At 43.7% G+C, this 16223-nt stretch carries 13 protein-coding genes; 8 read left to right on the forward strand and 5 right to left on the reverse strand.

Translation table 11 applies throughout. From position 1 onward, the window contains the following. The first annotated feature begins 203 nt into the window (after positions 1–203). The 3 genes from GTQ48_RS13290 (at position 204) to efpL (ending at position 2283) form a co-directional block, all read left to right on the forward strand. Complete coding sequence (locus tag GTQ48_RS13290; RefSeq protein WP_163107163.1) at positions 204–605, forward strand: DUF4149 domain-containing protein; 402 nt, start codon at positions 204–206, stop codon at positions 603–605. 12 nt (positions 606–617) lie between these two features. Continuing rightward, the gene (locus GTQ48_RS13295) at positions 618–1247 is read left to right on the forward strand and encodes a demethoxyubiquinone hydroxylase family protein (protein ID WP_163107106.1); all 630 of its coding nucleotides are present in this window, start codon (positions 618–620) and stop codon (positions 1245–1247) included. 469 nt (positions 1248–1716) lie between these two features. After that, a complete protein-coding gene (efpL, locus tag GTQ48_RS13300) occupies positions 1717–2283 on the forward strand; it encodes an elongation factor P-like protein EfpL (RefSeq protein WP_032096555.1) in 567 nt (188 codons plus the stop codon). A 77-nt stretch (positions 2284–2360) separates the two neighbouring features. Here the strand turns inward: efpL and ahpF are convergent, their stop codons facing one another. Together ahpF and ahpC are read right to left on the reverse strand one after the other, a co-directional pair. Next, complete coding sequence (ahpF, locus tag GTQ48_RS13305) at positions 2361–3974, reverse strand: alkyl hydroperoxide reductase subunit F (protein ID WP_163107107.1); 1614 nt, start codon at positions 3972–3974, stop codon at positions 2361–2363. 166 nt (positions 3975–4140) lie between these two features. Further along, a complete protein-coding gene (gene ahpC, locus GTQ48_RS13310; protein WP_438823436.1) occupies positions 4141–4698 on the reverse strand; it encodes an alkyl hydroperoxide reductase subunit C in 558 nt (185 codons plus the stop codon). 300 nt (positions 4699–4998) lie between these two features. Between ahpC and GTQ48_RS13315 the strand changes: the two genes are divergently transcribed. Together GTQ48_RS13315 and GTQ48_RS13320 are read left to right on the forward strand one after the other, a co-directional pair. Continuing rightward, positions 4999–6318, forward strand: coding sequence for a DUF2252 family protein (locus GTQ48_RS13315; protein WP_163107109.1), 1320 nt, complete (start codon positions 4999–5001; stop codon positions 6316–6318). 360 nt (positions 6319–6678) lie between these two features. After that, positions 6679–9288 (forward strand): ExeM/NucH family extracellular endonuclease, encoded by a 2610-nt coding sequence (locus tag GTQ48_RS13320; protein ID WP_163107110.1) that lies wholly within the window; start codon positions 6679–6681, stop codon positions 9286–9288. A gap of 95 nt (positions 9289–9383) precedes the next feature. Here the strand turns inward: GTQ48_RS13320 and GTQ48_RS13325 are convergent, their stop codons facing one another. Continuing rightward, a complete protein-coding gene (locus tag GTQ48_RS13325) occupies positions 9384–11153 on the reverse strand; it encodes a response regulator (RefSeq protein ID WP_163107111.1) in 1770 nt (589 codons plus the stop codon). Positions 11154–11323: 170 nt separating this feature from the next. Beyond that, complete coding sequence (locus GTQ48_RS13330) at positions 11324–12004, reverse strand: 2OG-Fe(II) oxygenase (protein ID WP_163107112.1); 681 nt, start codon at positions 12002–12004, stop codon at positions 11324–11326. 220 nt (positions 12005–12224) lie between these two features. On the opposite strand from GTQ48_RS13330, the gene GTQ48_RS13335 reads away from it, so the two are divergent. From GTQ48_RS13335 to rluF, 3 genes are all read left to right on the forward strand, one after another. Then, positions 12225–13775 carry a carbon-nitrogen hydrolase family protein gene (locus tag GTQ48_RS13335; RefSeq protein WP_163107113.1) on the forward strand — a complete coding sequence of 517 codons (1551 nt, stop codon included), beginning with the start codon at positions 12225–12227 and terminating at the stop codon, positions 13773–13775. Positions 13776–13999: 224 nt separating this feature from the next. After that, positions 14000–14815 carry an AAA family ATPase gene (locus tag GTQ48_RS13340; RefSeq protein ID WP_163107114.1) on the forward strand — a complete coding sequence of 272 codons (816 nt, stop codon included), beginning with the start codon at positions 14000–14002 and terminating at the stop codon, positions 14813–14815. Positions 14816–14960: 145 nt separating this feature from the next. Further along, complete coding sequence (gene rluF / locus GTQ48_RS13345) at positions 14961–15707, forward strand: 23S rRNA pseudouridine(2604) synthase RluF (RefSeq protein ID WP_163107115.1); 747 nt, start codon at positions 14961–14963, stop codon at positions 15705–15707. Between the two features lie 181 nt (positions 15708–15888). On the opposite strand, the gene rpsO is transcribed toward rluF, so the two are convergent. Next, the gene (gene rpsO, locus GTQ48_RS13350; protein ID WP_032096567.1) at positions 15889–16158 is read right to left on the reverse strand and encodes a 30S ribosomal protein S15; all 270 of its coding nucleotides are present in this window, start codon (positions 16156–16158) and stop codon (positions 15889–15891) included. Positions 16159–16223 lie beyond the last annotated feature (65 nt).

Consider the following 16223-nt stretch of genomic DNA (forward strand, 5'->3'; position numbering starts at 1 on the left):
TCCTATGATTCTGGCGCACGTTGCCCTTTGCTGGTCACTTTTTCAGCGACCCTGTCCTTTTTGGGCAAACCAAATAGTTAAATGTCTAGCGTATGCACCTAGTTTTATGCCTCGTCTTTTTAAAAATTACAATTCGTTAAGTATCAATCTTTTACTGTAGCCACAGCGGTATTAACTACTCATTGATTACGAGTACTGTGTTTATGTTTCTTCTATTGTGTGGGTGCCTTGTGGTTATCGTTGGCGGCATGGTGACTTTCCAAGCTCTATTTGCGCCATTAATTTTTATAAAACTCCCAAGCGAAGTCGCCCGACCTTTTATTCGCACCTTTTTTCCCTTTTATTATTTGTATTTTGGCGCACTGAGTTTACTTGCTACCGCTTCTGCAATTATAAGCAGCCATTGGCAAGTGGCCTGGCTAATAGCGCCTGTCACACTCGGCTTCATTGTTAGCCGTCAAATACTTATGCCGCTGGCAAATCACGCTACCGATAACCAACAGGAAAAGAAATTCCAAATATACCACCGCCTTACCGTGTTAATTAATACGGTACAGCTAGTTGCGCTATGCGTGGCTTTCTATGGGTTGTTGGCCCCCTATTAACGAGGAAAAGTGATGTCGATAATAAGCAAAGCGATGACCAACAATTGGATAAGTCTAGTAGACAAAGAGTTACGAGCTAGTCACGCCGGCGAGACTGGCGCAGTTTGGATTTACCGCGGCGCCCTTACCGCCGATTTCTTAGTGAGCATAGTGGCAGGCCTTTGGGCTAAACTAACGCCGCCAAGACTGAGTGGACAGGAGGATGAAAAGCAAAAGAGAGACGATAACATGTCTTCGTTTGCTTCTGAGCACCTGGCCACTGAAAAGAGTCATCTCGATATATTTGAAAACCACATGCCCCCGTTTCGAGGCAGCTATATGCTGTTGCTTTGGATGGTAGCTGGGTTTATGACCGGTTTTCTTCCGAGGATTTTGGGGCGTAACTGGTTTTTTTATACCATCTATTGCGTTGAGTGTTTCGTTGATGAGCACTACGAAGAACAGTGCGGCCTGCTTGAGAGCGTTGAACCTACGCCCTTTGATGTGCTGGAAAAATTTAGACGTTGCCAGTCAGACGAGCAAAGTCACAGAGACGAAGCGTACAATGCAATGACCTCTGCCCCAACGAGTGCCATGAAATTATGGGGTAACATGGTAGGTAAAGGCTCAGCAATCGCCGTTGTTATGGCAAAGAAAATCTAGGGCTTGTCAGCGTAAATAGATAACCATTGAGTTGGTGAGATTCTTTGTTGGAAAGTACTAGTAGGAAAGTATTAGGTGGAAAGTGTAGGTAGGAAAGCATAATTGGGAAAAAAGACAAGAGAAAGGCCGCCACGACAATGTGACAATTGCAAGGTGGAAGCAGACGTTCAGTATCGCGTTAGTTATAGGGGGGAGTGGCATATTATCTGTAAAACTTGCCAGCTAGAGGTATCTGTTTGTAGTGATTATATTTACGGCGGTACATGGAAACGAAATAAGCGTAATTAAAACCGTATCGGTGCGGCTAACCCCCATCGCCCACAATATGAACGCCAATTCCTTTAAACTATAATTTTTAGCAACAACTTTAGCTACAATCCACTTCCTCATTCGTGCAAAATAGCGGAAGATAGTAGGGAAACTTAACATGGCTACGCGTAGATAAAGCCATTAATAACAGGGTAAGACCATGCCAAAGGCAAGTGAAATTAAAAAAAATCACACCATCGTTTACGGTGGAAAAACATGTATTGTAAGAGATATTGATCGTTCAGTACCTCAGGGCCGCGCTGGCGGAAGCATATATCGTATGCGTATGTACGATGTCGTCAGCGGCGCTAAATTCGACGAAACATTTAAAGACTCAGACATGTTAGAAATGGCTGATTTAGTGCGCCGCCCGGTGATGTTTTCATACATGGACGGCGACGAATTTGTCTTTCTAGATAACGAAGACTACACGCCTTATCACCTAAACAAAGAGAGTATTGCTGATGAAGCCTTGTTCATTAATGAAAAGACTGAGTCTATTCAGGTGTTAATTGTGAGTGATGTGCCTGTTGCTCTCGACTTACCAATGAGCGTAGAACTAGAAGTGGTTGAAACTGACCCGTCAATCAAGGGCGCTTCAGCAACCTCGCGCACCAAGCCAGCTACCCTATCTACTGGCCTTGTCGTGCAAGTTCCTGAATACATCAGCACTGGCGAATGGATAAAAGTGAACACTGAGGAACGCAAGTTCCAAAGCCGTGCCTAAATTAGACTAGACAATGCCTATAAAAAAACCGGATAAGTAAACTTATCCGGTTTTTGGTTACTGCTGCCGCTGTTTAGTTAGGCAGCTTCTGTTTCTTTTTCGCTAGTTTTTTCGCTAGTTTCTTCAGTGTCAGCTACTTCATGACTTAGCAAATATTCAAAAGCGGCTAGCGACGCTTTAGCACCCTCGCCCATCGAGATTACAATTTGCTTATAAGGCACTGTTGTCACGTCGCCGGCAGCGAATATGCCAGGCTCAGAAGTATGACATTTACCGTCAATAACAACTTCTCCGTATTGAGTAAGCTCAACGGTATCCTTCATAAATTGGCTATTCGGTACCAATCCAATTTGAACAAACACACCGACTAATTCTTTCGTGTGCACTTCGTTGGTACTGCGATCTTGGTACTCGATAGCATTTACTTTGCCATTTTCAGCTAAAATCTGACGCGTTGCCGCATTCTTGATAATGGTAATGTTGTCACGCTTGTTTGCTTGATCAATCAATACTTGGTCTGCTTTTAATTCAGGCATGAATTCAAAAACAGTCACCGATTTCACAATACCGGCTAAATCAAGGGCTGCCTCAATACCTGAGTTACCGCCACCAATCACTGCAACATCTTTTCCTTTAAAGAATGGACCGTCACAGTGTGGGCAATATGCCACGCCGTTCCCGACGTTCTCTCTCTCACCAGGCACACCTAGTTCTCTCCAACGAGCGCCGGTGGCAACAATAAGACTACGAGTACGAATTTGCTCGCCAGAAGAAAGCGTAATTGTTTTGATATTGCCTTTTTCGATGTTATCAACACGCACATGCTCTTTAAGAGTAATGTCATAATCGCGCACGTGTTCCATCAAGTTACCTACAAGCTCTGGGCCTGTGGTTTTCGACACTGAAATTAAATTCTCAATGCCCATGGTATCTTTTACTTGGCCGCCAAATGTTTCTGCGATAACCGATACCTTTAAGCCTTTACGAGCGCTGTAGATAGCAGATGCCACACCAGCTGGTCCACCGCCAATAACAGTTACGTCTTGTAACGGCATTGATTCGCCTTTGTTGGCGTCTTTTAAACTTGGGTTTTGTTCAATAAGCTTATTAATAAGCACAGCAGCATCTACTTTACCGTTAGCGAATAGTTCGCCGTTTAAGTAAACGCTTGGTACGCCCTGAATGTCACGTTCTTCAATAACGTTCTGATACAAACCGCCATCTATCATCTCAGACGTAATGTTTGGATTAATTAACGCAAACTGATTTAGCGCTTGAACGACTTCTGGGCAGTTGTGGCAGCTTAGGCTGATAAACACTTCAAAATTGAGTGGTTCGCTCACTGCTTTAACTATAGACGCTACGCTGTCATCTAGTTTTAATTCGGTTCCTGAAGCATGCAGCATGGCTAGAATCAGTGAGTTAAACTCATGACCGCCCGGAATACCTGAAAATCTTATCCCCGTATCTTCGCCATCAGCTTCTAATAAAAAGCTTACAGAGCTACGAAGTATGCCGTTTGTGTCGCGTTCTTCAACGCTAAGTTTATCGCTTATACCTGCAATGTCGGACAGAAAGCCAACAAGCTCTTCACGCTTGCTGTGTTCACCGGTCTGTACGACAAAGGTTACGTCTTTTTGCATTGTCTCGGTATAACCCTTCAACGCTTGTAAAATTTCTTTAGTTAACACGGTTGTCCTGCCTTATTTTCGACATGCCGATCCCCGCCAACCATTTTTGATGGTCAACTTATAAGCGGAAACTGGAAAGTTAAATAAAAATTGAATAGAGGGAGCGAGAATTCACTCCCTATCAACTAATTGCGTTTTTGAAAAAACGCGCTAGTTACGTCAGTACTTAGATTTTACCAACTAGGTCAAGTGAAGGTGCTAGTGTTGCTTCGCCTTCTTTCCATTTTGCTGGACATACTTCGCCTGGGTTGTTCGCTACGTACTGAGCAGCTTTGATTTTACGTACTAGGTCATCTGCGTCACGGCCAATGCCTTCAGACGTGATTTCCATTGCTTGTACAATACCTTCTGGGTCTACAACAAACGTTGCACGGTCAGCTAGGCCCATTGTTTCACGCATACAATCGAAGTTGCGTGTGATTTCGCCCGTTGGGTCACCAATCATTGCAAATTTGATTTTGTTGATTGTGTCTGAAGAATCGTGCCATGCTTTGTGAGTGAAGTGAGTGTCAGTAGATACTGAGAATACTTCTACACCACGAGACTGTAGCTCTTCGTACTTATCAGCGATATCACCAAGCTCAGTTGGGCATACAAACGTGAAATCAGCTGGGTAAAATACGAATACTGACCATTTGCCTTTAATGTCTTCACTACTTACGTCAATAAATTCGCCGTCTTTAAATGCTGTTGCTTTAAAAGGCTTAATAGCAGTATTGATCATTGCCATGTTTAAATTCTCCATTATGGTTTAAGAAAGAATGTTTTAAGAAAGATTGCTTTTAAATTAGATTCGTAAGCCAGTAGCATACGAGAGTAATCTTTACGTTTTTTATGACCACTTGGTTTTGCAATTTTTGTTTCGCTAAATTCAAGTGCCCTTCAACTTGATGCAAAGAATAGCGCGCTAATTTATAAAACACTAATTGGTAAATGTGAATCGTCTAATCAACTTATTGAATCGAACGATTAAAACTTATCAAATATGGTTAAAAACAACGCGATATAACACCGGAGTAGTCTAATGCGAAACTCGCGAATTGCCCAAGACATTGCCAGAATTGATGGTTCGACACCGTCAAGGACTATCGGAAAACATATAAAAATGGCTTCAAGCCCTTTTGTTTTCTTCCGCGGTACTGCACAGCTATTTTACTCCGACGTGTATAATGGGGTCATATGCCTGCCAGACAACCTTAATGCCATTCCTCTGACAAGTATTGTGGGTGATTGCCACTTGTCTAATTTTGGGTTTCTTACTGAAGAGGGCTCCCACGGTGATACCGTCATTTTTTCACCCAACGATTTTGACGATGCCTGCGTTGGCAGAGCGCACTGGGACATAATGCGGTTGCTCACGTCATTTACGCTGTCTCAAATACATTGTGAAGGTATTGTGAGTGGAGCCTATGTGGATAAGGACGTTGACACAACAAAACCCGTCATTAGCAAAAACGACGTGATAAACGCACAACATACTTTTTTAAACGCTTACATCGAAACCTGCCGTAGAGTGACCGAAGATGAAGCCGTGATTAACGAAGCGGTTAACTGGCGACCTGATAAAGTAGCCACAAAATTAGCCAAGCTTTACGATAAGGCAGTATTGAGAAGCGCTAACGGCAGCGCTTTTACAACAAAAAGTGCCCTTGCACGGGCGGTAGACTTTAATAATGATACCTTGTCATTTAAGGCTAACAGCGCAAAATTCACTCCGCTAACTAACGAAGAATATTCTGAACTCTACAACGCCTTTGCGCCTTTTATGGATGACTCAGTGGTTGATATCGTGCGCCGCGAGGATGCCGGAACCGGCTCGGTAAACCTCGACCGCTTCTATTTTTTAGTCGGTCCCAAAAAGCCACATACTTCGGTGAGTTTTTCCCATTGTCATATTGTAGAAGTGAAACAACAGCGTGAGGCTGCTCCGCTTCATCACTTCGCATCCCTTTGCCCGGTCAATCAGCTTAATCCTGCTCATTTAACCGCACGAAGCCAGCGCCGAATGCAGCGCAATCCAGACCTTATCCTCGACGAAGCGATTTTTGACAACAAGCACTATCTCATCCGTTCGCGCCATCATGCAAAAGTTGGCATTTCACCTGAAGATGTCGTCATGGGCAAAAAAGCAAATCAAGGTGGCTTTAACTACTTTGCAGAGCTCTGTGGCTACACATTAGCACTGGCGCATTGCCGTGGCGACCGTCGCAGCACGCGATTTGCCACCGCTGCCTGTAATTTATTGCCAGACGCAGGTGAAGACATGGTCACCGCCTCGAATGAATATGCATATAAAGTGCTCGATGATTATGCGTACTTTTGCGAGGAGCTGGCTTTGTCATGATCTGCTTTTGTAAGGGGTGCGCTTCGATAAGCACTTTTTTGTGAAGATATGAGCTTTTAAAGGTATGAGCGTATCTTACGCTAGTGCATTACTTCACCGAGTTTTTGGTTACTAAAAACAACGCAGTACTGTTACTTAACGCTATCACTTAGCTCCTTAGCGATAGCCAATGTGATAAATAAACTTACCTATACAACTTAAGCCACTGTTTATAAATGAAATCTCAAAAAACAGCTTGAATATACTTAAGTCATATTTACGCTTAAAAAATCCCTATACGGTAGTGTAAGCAACAATAATGTTGCCTGCCCTCACGGGCATAAAAAAATAAAAAAACACTACTACAAAAGGGAAAATGACGTGAGAACATCACTATCTTTACTTAGCGCAGGCATCCTATCGGCGCTCTCACTTTCTGCAGCAACTAACGTCGCGTTGGCAAACGACATTGTCATCAGCGGTGTGATTGACGGCCCTTTATCGGGCGGTGTACCAAAGGCAGTTGAGCTTTATGTGATAAATGACGTTGCTGACCTATCCGAGTATGGCATTGGAAGTGCCAATAACGGAGGCGGTAGCGATGGTGAAGAATTTACGTTTCCAGTTCAAAGTGCGTCAGCAGGAACGTACCTGTATATCGCCTCAGAAATAGACGGCTTTACTAGCTTTTTCGGTATGGCTCCAGACTTTGATAGCTCAGCTATGGGGATTAACGGTGATGATGCAGTCGAGCTTTTCAAAGGCGGCAACGTTATTGATACCTTTGGCGACATAAACGTTGATGGTAACGGCACTGCTTGGGAATATCTAGATGGATGGGCCTACCGTAGCAATGGACAAACCGCAAACGCAGGAACTTTTAATGATGAAAACTGGGCATACAGCGGTGTTGATGCCCTTGACGGTGCTAACACTAACGCAGAAGCATCTACGCCATTTCCTTTAGGTACCTTTACCACTGAAGGCGGTGGTGATGTAGAAGTTCCGCCTGTTGAGCCACCAGTTGCATTAGGCGCTTGTGGCGATGATGCAACACTCATAAGCGCAATACAAGGCTATGACGCTGCCTCTGATGAAGCAGGAAATAGTCATATTATTGAAGCCATCATTACGGCCACACGACAAGGCGGCTTCTTTATCCAAGAAGAAAACGCTGATAGCGATGGCGATGCAACGACATCTGAGGCGATTATTGTCGAAGGCGAGACGGACATTACAGTTGGTAATATCATTCGTTTATATGGAAGCGTGACTGAAAACTTCGGCATGACAACCATAGAGATGGATAGCGACGTTGTAGCCGCAGATTGCGGTGCGAGCGATGATGTCATGACCACTAGCATTTCAATGCCTTACGAAGAAGATTTGGAGGCTCTTGAAGGAATGTTAGTTAGCGTCACCGATGCCACGGTAACCAGCACCAACTCGCTTTGGCGTTTCGGTGAAATTGTGGTGAGTGATAGTGTTAAACGTCAGCCAAGCGATATTGCTCCTCCCCTTTCTGATGCTTTTGCTGCTGCACAGACAGAGAGCGAAGCTAGCCTATTAACTATTGAAGATAATAGCGGTTCACAATACCCAGATGCCATCAGCTTCTTCCCCAACTTTAGCTACGCAAATACCATTCGTATTGGCGACACTGTGTCTGCATCGGGCCCGCTGAATTTTAGTTTTGGAACTTATCGCATCAATCCTACCGACGTCATCGCGGTTACTTCTACTCGTGAAGATACCCCAGTAGTAAGTGAGGGTAATCTGTCAGTAGCTACCTTTAACGTTCTTAACTATTTCAATGGTGATGAAGATGAAAACGGTGAACTGACGTTCGACTACGACGATAATCGTGGCGCTGAAAGCGAAGCGGCTTTTGCACTTCAGGAAGGTCGTATAGTAGAAGCCATTGTTGATTTAAATGCTGACGTGGTCGGCCTAATGGAAATCGAGAACGACGGTTTTGGCGATGATAGTGCCATTCAATCTTTACTTAATGCTATTAATGCCCAGCTTGGCGAAGCAGAGCAATACGCGTTTATCAGTACTGCTGATAACTCGCAAATTGGCACTGACGCAATTACCGTTGGGCTATTGTATCGCGGCACAGTGGTAACACCACAAGGCGATGCGGTAATAGTGGCGATGCCTGAACAACAAGTATCGGAAGATAGACTAGCGAGAATGCGTCCGTCGCTAGTGCAAACCTTCGAGCACACTGAAAGCGGCGAAACGTTTGCCGTTGCAGTCAACCACTTTAAGTCAAAGGGCTCGCAGTGTGCCGAAGATGTTGCAGAAGCTCCTTCTGATATTGATACCATTCAGGGCAGCTGTAACGCACTTCGTGTATCTGCTGCCATCACGCTAGGTAATGCGCTAAATGATGAAACACTGCCTGAGCGCAAAATAATACTGGGCGATCTAAATGCCTACAGCGCAGAAGACCCTGTTGCAGTGCTTACCGACTACACGCCAGAAAACCGCGGATACACGATTAAAACTGCAATTAACACTGGAATGGATGAGGGTGAATCTGTCGAGGTGGACGCAAGCTATGGTTATCATAACCTTGCAGAAACCTTTGATGAAGATGGTTTTTCTTACTGGTTCTTTGGTACCGAGCAAGTGGGTAGCCTAGACCACGTATTAGCAAGCGATGCAATGCTAGCGGACGCCGTTGATGGCACACATTGGAACATCAATTCTGTGGAAGCCTATCAACTTCAATATAACCAGGCACTTCGATTCTACCCAGATGAAGAAGGTTATGCTTTTACTGATATTGGTCCTTTTAGAAGCTCTGATCACGACCCGTTTATTGCTACCTTCAATTTAGTCGCAGACGAGCCAGCTCCGCTTCCAATACCCGATGAAGACGAAGATAGTTCTGGTGGCTCAATGGGAGGAATTCTAACATTGCTTGCTGCAATGGTTGGCTTTCGCCGTTGGTCTGCTGTTTCTAAAAAACGCGCTAGCTAAACGTCGAAAATAACACGACAACACAAAGAGGCAGCGTTTAGCTGCCTCTTTTTATTTTACTATAAAAACATAATGCTTATTTGTACGGTATTTTTCTATTGAGATGCTTCGCGTTCTTTAGCGCCGTCCTTATCACTACTTTGTAAAGCGCTGCTGTTTGAAGAGCTGGAGTCTAAAGCGCTGACTTCTTGTGACAGAACGCCAATAAAGTCAGACGCGTGCACATCATCAATTTCAAGCCCTAAGCGCTGAATGTACATATCTCGCTTTTCAGCTTGAGTAGGAGAGAGCTTGCCCTCTACCAATACCTTTGCAGCCGCCTTAGCTGACGCAATTTGATCTTCAGTTAAATCTTCGCCCACGTGAATATTTGTAATAATCTTAAGTAAGCTTAGGGCCACTTGCTTGTCGGTGGGAGAAATTGTTAGCGCCTGTCGAAGGTTGTTGTAAGCAGGACCAAGACGATTTTCTTTGTAGTTCACCGTCGCCATGTGCTTGAGCTCTTTAGGCGTAAATTGAATTTCGTTTCGTTCTATAGACTCTTGCTTGAGATATTCATCTACCACTTGCGATGTGAACGTATCGCCCTCAATTTGCTTTCGAAGTTTTTCCAAAATACTAATGCAGTGCTCGCGCATACCTAGCTCGTGAAAAGCTTTCATCTTATCCAGACTGTCTTCCATAGACAGACCATCCGTATTCGCTGAGCTTTGCTTCATCACTTGCTCAGCGCCTTTCTTGTCATCTTTTAGACACAGCACTCTGGCTTTAATAACGTTCACTTGCTCGCCCAGTTCAGTGCGTACCCCTTTTTGCTGTGCGACATTATCAAGGTCGTGTTGCGCACGTTGAATATACTTTTCAGCATCAGTACCGCCAAGGCTAGTGGCTAAATCGATGGTAGAACGTATTACATTTAAAGAAAGCTGAGGTGAGTCATGAATAGAGTTTTTAGCAAATTTCGCCATATTTTGTACAGCAGATAGCTGGCCAATCTTGTCGTGATTTAACCGTGCTAAATCCCATAAGCGTTTATTTCGTTCAATGTTTCTCGGTGCAAGTCGACTCGCCTCTTTCATTTGTTCGTAGGCAATATCGAACTGCTCTTTTTCAATAAAATACTGGGCCAGTAAATCGAACGTAAGAAAGCGAGTGTCAGGCCGCTGAAGCAAATCATCTACAATTAGCTGAGCCTCTTCTAGCTCGTCTTGGCGAAGCAGCGAGCGAGTGAGCCCAATGTGTACCCAGGCGTGGTCCATACTTTGCAGCAGCTCTCGAAAGTAATTTTCGGCGGTTTCAAAGTCTCGCAATTGCAGCAGGCAATCGCCAATTAAGCGCTTTATTCTCGGGTGATATTCTATTAACGAGCTGTCTTTTAATTGTCGCTCTGCGTAATACATGGCCGTGGAATAATCGCCATTTTGCATGCAGTGCAGCATTTTATGCAGTTTGTATCGAATATGGAGAAGATACTGAAGACGAGAAACTATTTTCGTTCGCTGTAATGGTTTTACCCAGAAATCATGGGGCTGCAACTCGACAATGCAGTTTACCAGCTCTGTGGACGTTTCAGCGCTTAAGAAAATAACCGTGGTGGTATCGTTGATGTAATTAAGATGTTTCAACTCTTCAAATAAGTGAAAGCCATCTTTATCGTGACTGACATTAAAGGCAAGTAAAACAAAATCAAACTGTCTGGTTTCGCATAAGCGTTTCGCATGAAAGGCGTTAAATGCGCTACTCACATGATTTATCCCAACTTCGTGCAGTGCTGAGGCCACTACATCATGCACTAATCCTTGATTATCAATAACCAATACATGAAGGTCTTCTCTTGGTACGGGATCAGGGATTTTTTCCAACATTTAACAACCACTTCTTACGTCTTTTCCTTAAGTAACACAACGTTGATTGTAAGCGCACCTGCTTGGGTAAAAGACTTACAGTAATGAAAAAACAACGCTGTGGGCAAGTATGCATAATATTGCATCTGGATTGATATTAGCACTTACCTCCCATATTGCGCTAGTCATGGTTATCTTGGTGGGTCTATTTGACCATTAATACTACCATTTACTCTAAACCACCCCGCCACTGAATGACGCTGACGTTTTGACGTTAAGACTTCATGGGGAAATTGTTCACTTAAAAAAATCACAAACGTCCCCTTTTCTGGTCGCACTATAAAACCTGTAGCATCGTCTTCACTTGTGTACAAAACGAGTTCGCCGCCATCGCTTTCTAGCCATTGTTCATTGAGATAGGCTACCAGTGAGAGCGCCCTGTTACTTTGTCCTTTAAAGGCGTCTACGTGGCGTTTGTAATAAGCTCCTACATCGTAACAAGCAAAGTGACTCTCAAATGAAAACAACCCCATAAACAGGGTTTTATTAATGTAGGTTTTAAGAGCTTCACACCACGATAGCCAGATTTCTCCTTCAACTGTACTGCCGGTAATCCAGCTAATATCGTCTGTGCGTATAGCATCCACATGCTGAAAACTTGACGCTCGACCAATGCCGGCTTTTTGATATTCACTGTCTGCCATAGCGCCCTGACAAGACAGCAATGCGTCGGTAATAAAACTAGGCAGTGCAGAGTGCTGAACACTAAACCCTTGCGTCACTAAGTCGTTGACGATTGACTCGAAAAGAGCCTCATTATAAACAGGAAGGGGGTTAACATTGGTAAGGTGAGTAACGTTAAGACTTTGCATGATGTATTCGAAAAATGATTTGTCAGCGTTATAGAGCTAATCAGCCTTATTCACAACATATATCACAGCTTACGAGCCGCTATTTTTTTGTTGTGATCCACAAAATTTTTTATCGCTAAATAAAAAGCATGGTTTTTGCTTATTTTTAATTGAATGTATGATTGAATGTAGGCATACCTTGAACGGCCCTACCAAGACGTAACGCAAAAGAGAGTTGTTAATGAGTCAAGATCAAACACAGATAGAAGAGACAGAGCATCACCTCGACTTACGAAATTTACGATTAGATGACTACAACGATGTCAAAGATCTTATGGATAAGGTTTACGCCAATGTTGGCGGCGCGTGGCCCTACTCTAATTACAAAGCACAGGTAACCACGTTTTCTGATGGTCAAATTTGTATAGAAGATAAGGGCAAAGTGGTTGCTTTCGCTATATCCGTCATTGTTGATTATGATCAATTTGGTGACAAACATAGCTACGATGAAATCACAGGCGATGCCTATCTTACTACTCACGATCCAAATGGTGATGTACTTTACGGCGTAGAGGTCATTGTTTGCCCTGAATACAGAGGATTAAGACTTGGCAGAAGGCTGTATGAAGCAAGAAAAGAGTTGTGCCGAAATCTTAATTTGAAATCGATTATGGCCGGTGGTCGTATTCCTAACTACCGTAACCATGCCCAAGAACTGACGCCATATGAATACATTGAGCAGGTAAAACTGAAGGATATTTACGATCCTATCCTTACCTTTCAATTGTCTAATGGATTTGAAGTAAAGCAAGTAATGACTGCCTATCTTCCCGAAGATGAAGCGTCACAAGGGTACGCTACGCTTTTACAATGGCACAATATTTACTACGAGCCAGGCACTCCGTCGCTAATTGCCAGTAGAAAACTGAGTGCCAGAATAGGCTGTATTCAATGGCAGATGCGTTACTTCAACAATGTAGAAGAGTTATTGCAGCAGGTTGAATACTTTGTCGATGCGTTGTCAGATTACTCCTGTGATGTCGCTCTGTTCCCTGAGTTTTTCAATGCACCTCTTATGGGGCTGTGCCCGACCGAGTCGTCCATTGACGCAATATGGCACCTTGCTACCTATACCGATGAAATCCTTACGTCAGTGTCTCATTTAGCCGTGTCTTATAACATCACCATTATCGCGGGCTCTATGCCTGTGGTAGAAGACGATTTGCTTTATAACGTAAGCTATATCTGTAAGCGTGATGGCACCATAGAAAGTCAGTATAAGCTACACCCTACCCCTCATGAAAAAGAAGACTGGATCATGAAAGGCGGAAATAGCCTGAAAACCTTTGATACCGACTTCGGCAAAATAGGCGTGCTTATTTGTTACGACGTTGAGTTTCCTGAGCTGGCGCGCGTTCTTGCTGATCAGGAAATGCAAATTCTCTTCGTACCGTTTTGGACAGACACAAAAAATGGCTACTTACGCGTTAGACGCTGTGCGCAAGCAAGAGCCATTGAAAATGAGTGTTACGTGGCAATTGCTGGCAGCGTAGGTAACTTACCTAAAGTAGACAACGTTGATATTCAATACGGACAAACTGCGGTATTTTCACCTAGTGATTTTGCTTTTCCTCACGATGCTATTGTGTCTGAAACAACGCCAAATACAGAAATGACTCTGATTGTTGATTTAGATTTAGACAAGCTGACGAAACTGCAAAACGAAGGTTCGGTGAGAAACTATTTAGATAGACGTCGCGACCTGTACCGAGTTGAGTGGATGGGCGATTAAACATCCTTAAAAGGCGAACACAACAGCGTGAAGTGTTCGCCTTTTTACTATCCCCGTCATGTAAAGGAGTTAAACGGATAAGCCGTGGCATTTGATTAAAATAAGCGATACCATGCTGTAGTGAGCAAAGAATTAGCGTTTCTTGCGGTAAACCTGTGCCTTAGGCTTTGTAAAGTAAGGTTTAATCGATGAAGAAACAACCAGAATGAGAATGTAACGATATTATGCCTAACAACTCAAAAAATGATGAATTTCCAACTATTAGGTTAGATGACGAAGACCGTCGCGATTATCAAACCAAGCGCCAAACGTCACCTGATAGTACTTCCACGCCCTCTCCAGCAACAAGCACCTCATCTTCATCCGGTGGCAACGGTATTTGGGTAGCGTTGATTGCCCTCATTGCCTTATCTGCGTGCGGTGGCTGTTATTATTTATTCACATTACTTGAACAGCAAAAAGCGATTGCTGAGCGAGCAGAAGAGCGCATCATGTTACTGGAGAATAAACTCTCTGCTACAGGTGAGGAAATGGGCGAATCGACGGTTGCTCTGCAAGTTAAAGTCAATGAACTAAACGATAAAACCAGTGAATTATGGGAACAAATGGATAAACTTTGGGCTTCTGCGTGGCGCAGAAACCAAAAAGAAATTGCAGATTTAGGTGAGCGCGTGAGTAAGGTTCAAAGTGCCGCGAATAAAGACATAAATGCGGTATCTGAAGATGTAGATGCACAATCGGCAACCATGGGTTCTTTGAAAAACCAGCTGGCCTCAGTAGCTGATGAGCTTTTAGCAGTGAACGTTCGTCTTGAGCAAACTGCGGATGACAAAGCAGGTACCCAGCAAGACGTTAAAAACTTAGCTGACACCCTATCTGTGCTTGAAAAGCGCAACGCAACCTTATCTGGCAGGCTGAACAGCTTAGAAAATGAAATTAGGGAAATTGCTACCAAGGTGGTATCAGGTACAAGCGCGAGTAATACAAACGGCGCCCCTGCGGCAGGAGCAAGCCCTGCTGCATCGCCAAATGCCGGCTAAAAAAACAAAGCGATTGGCAAATACGGTATGAATAAATAAAGGGGCTCACTGCCCCTTTGTTCGTGTAACAGCCGCTATTTTCTATTAAACGAGTCGTGGTGACTTACCAACACACAGCCCTAAACAACAGAGGAAACCAAGTTCAATGAGCGAGCAGACGCTTAAACGCTTGAATAAATACATTAGTGATACAGGATTATGTTCTCGCCGTGAGGCCGATAAACTTATTGAGCAAAATCGCGTTACCATTAACGGCAAGACTCCAGAATTAGGCACTAAAGTAGGCCCAAACGACACTGTAGAAGTTGATAAAAAGCGTATTGGCGCTGTTGCCAAGGATAAATCGGATCGCGTCTATCTTGTTTATAATAAGCCCATTGGGATCACCTGCACCACAGAGCGTCATGTGAAAGGCAATATTATTGATGCCATTGGTCACAAAGAGCGAATTTTTCCCGTAGGACGCCTCGACAAGCCTTCAGAGGGACTTATTATCTTAACTAGCGATGGTGACATCGTAAATAAGATATTGCGTGCAGAGAACGCGCACGACAAAGAGTATGAAGTCACGGTAGATCAACCAGTAAGTGAGAGGTTTTTAACTAAAATGGCCCGCGGCGTACCTATTTTAGGGACGGTGACCAAGCCATGTACAGTTAAGCAAACAGGCAGAAATAAATTTACTATTATTTTAACTCAGGGCCTTAACAGGCAGATTCGCAGAATGTGTGAATTTTTAGGGTATGAAGTTACTAAGTTAAAGCGCACAAGAATTATGCATTTAGCGTTAAGTAACCTTCGTCCAGGACAATGGCGAGAACTCACCACTCGGGAACTAGCTACTTTGAATAATGCGGTGAAACACTCAACTAAGACATCGCAAGAAAAGTGAGACGGTGTAGGTGTTTAAAAGAAGAGTGCTCATCGGTAATCGTGAAAGCACGTGTAAACGTGCTCATAAAACAGTTATAAAACGTCTGTAAACCCCAACTAAGATAGCAGTAAAAAGATAGCAATAAATTCAAGGCACAAAAAAAGCGTCCAATGGACGCTTTTTTTGTATAACCCAAGTCTTATCGACGAAGGCCTAGACGCTTGATAAGGTCAAGGTAACGCTGAGCGTTCTTGCCTTTAAGGTAATCTAGTAGCTTACGACGCTGGCTAACCATACGAAGAAGACCACGACGTGAGTGGTGATCTTTCTTATGATCAGCGAAGTGACCTTGAAGCTTGTTGATGTTGTGAGTAAGCAAAGCTACTTGAACTTCTGGTGAACCAGTGTCGCCTTCTTTAACGCCGTACTCAGCAATGATTTTCGCAGTTTGTTCTTTAGTTAGTGACATAACATTCTCCTAAATTATGTTCCGCCGATCACTAATTCAGCAGAACGGAATGAAGCGCGTATTAT

It is taken from the genome of Alteromonas genovensis (assembly GCF_010500895.1).
In the GTDB taxonomy this organism is placed as follows: domain Bacteria; phylum Pseudomonadota; class Gammaproteobacteria; order Enterobacterales; family Alteromonadaceae; genus Alteromonas; species Alteromonas genovensis.

Excerpts from the sequence above, each read along its gene's own strand:
- efpL (WP_032096555.1), top strand. The coding sequence starts at position 1,717 with ATGCCAAAGGCAAGTGAAATTAAAAAAAATCACACCATCGTTTACGGT.
- GTQ48_RS13295 (WP_163107106.1), top strand. The coding sequence starts at position 618 with ATGTCGATAATAAGCAAAGCGATGACCAACAATTGGATAAGTCTAGTA.
- rluF (WP_163107115.1), top strand. The coding sequence starts at position 14,961 with ATGAGCGAGCAGACGCTTAAACGCTTGAATAAATACATTAGTGATACA.
- GTQ48_RS13340 (WP_163107114.1), top strand. The coding sequence starts at position 14,000 with ATGCCTAACAACTCAAAAAATGATGAATTTCCAACTATTAGGTTAGAT.
- GTQ48_RS13335 (WP_163107113.1), top strand. The coding sequence starts at position 12,225 with ATGAGTCAAGATCAAACACAGATAGAAGAGACAGAGCATCACCTCGAC.
- GTQ48_RS13330 (WP_163107112.1), bottom strand. The coding sequence starts at position 12,004 with ATGCAAAGTCTTAACGTTACTCACCTTACCAATGTTAACCCCCTTCCT.
- GTQ48_RS13315 (WP_163107109.1), top strand. The coding sequence starts at position 4,999 with ATGCGAAACTCGCGAATTGCCCAAGACATTGCCAGAATTGATGGTTCG.
- GTQ48_RS13290 (WP_163107163.1), top strand. The coding sequence starts at position 204 with ATGTTTCTTCTATTGTGTGGGTGCCTTGTGGTTATCGTTGGCGGCATG.
- ahpC (WP_438823436.1), bottom strand. The coding sequence starts at position 4,698 with ATGATCAATACTGCTATTAAGCCTTTTAAAGCAACAGCATTTAAAGAC.
- GTQ48_RS13325 (WP_163107111.1), bottom strand. The coding sequence starts at position 11,153 with ATGTTGGAAAAAATCCCTGATCCCGTACCAAGAGAAGACCTTCATGTA.
- rpsO (WP_032096567.1), bottom strand. The coding sequence starts at position 16,158 with ATGTCACTAACTAAAGAACAAACTGCGAAAATCATTGCTGAGTACGGC.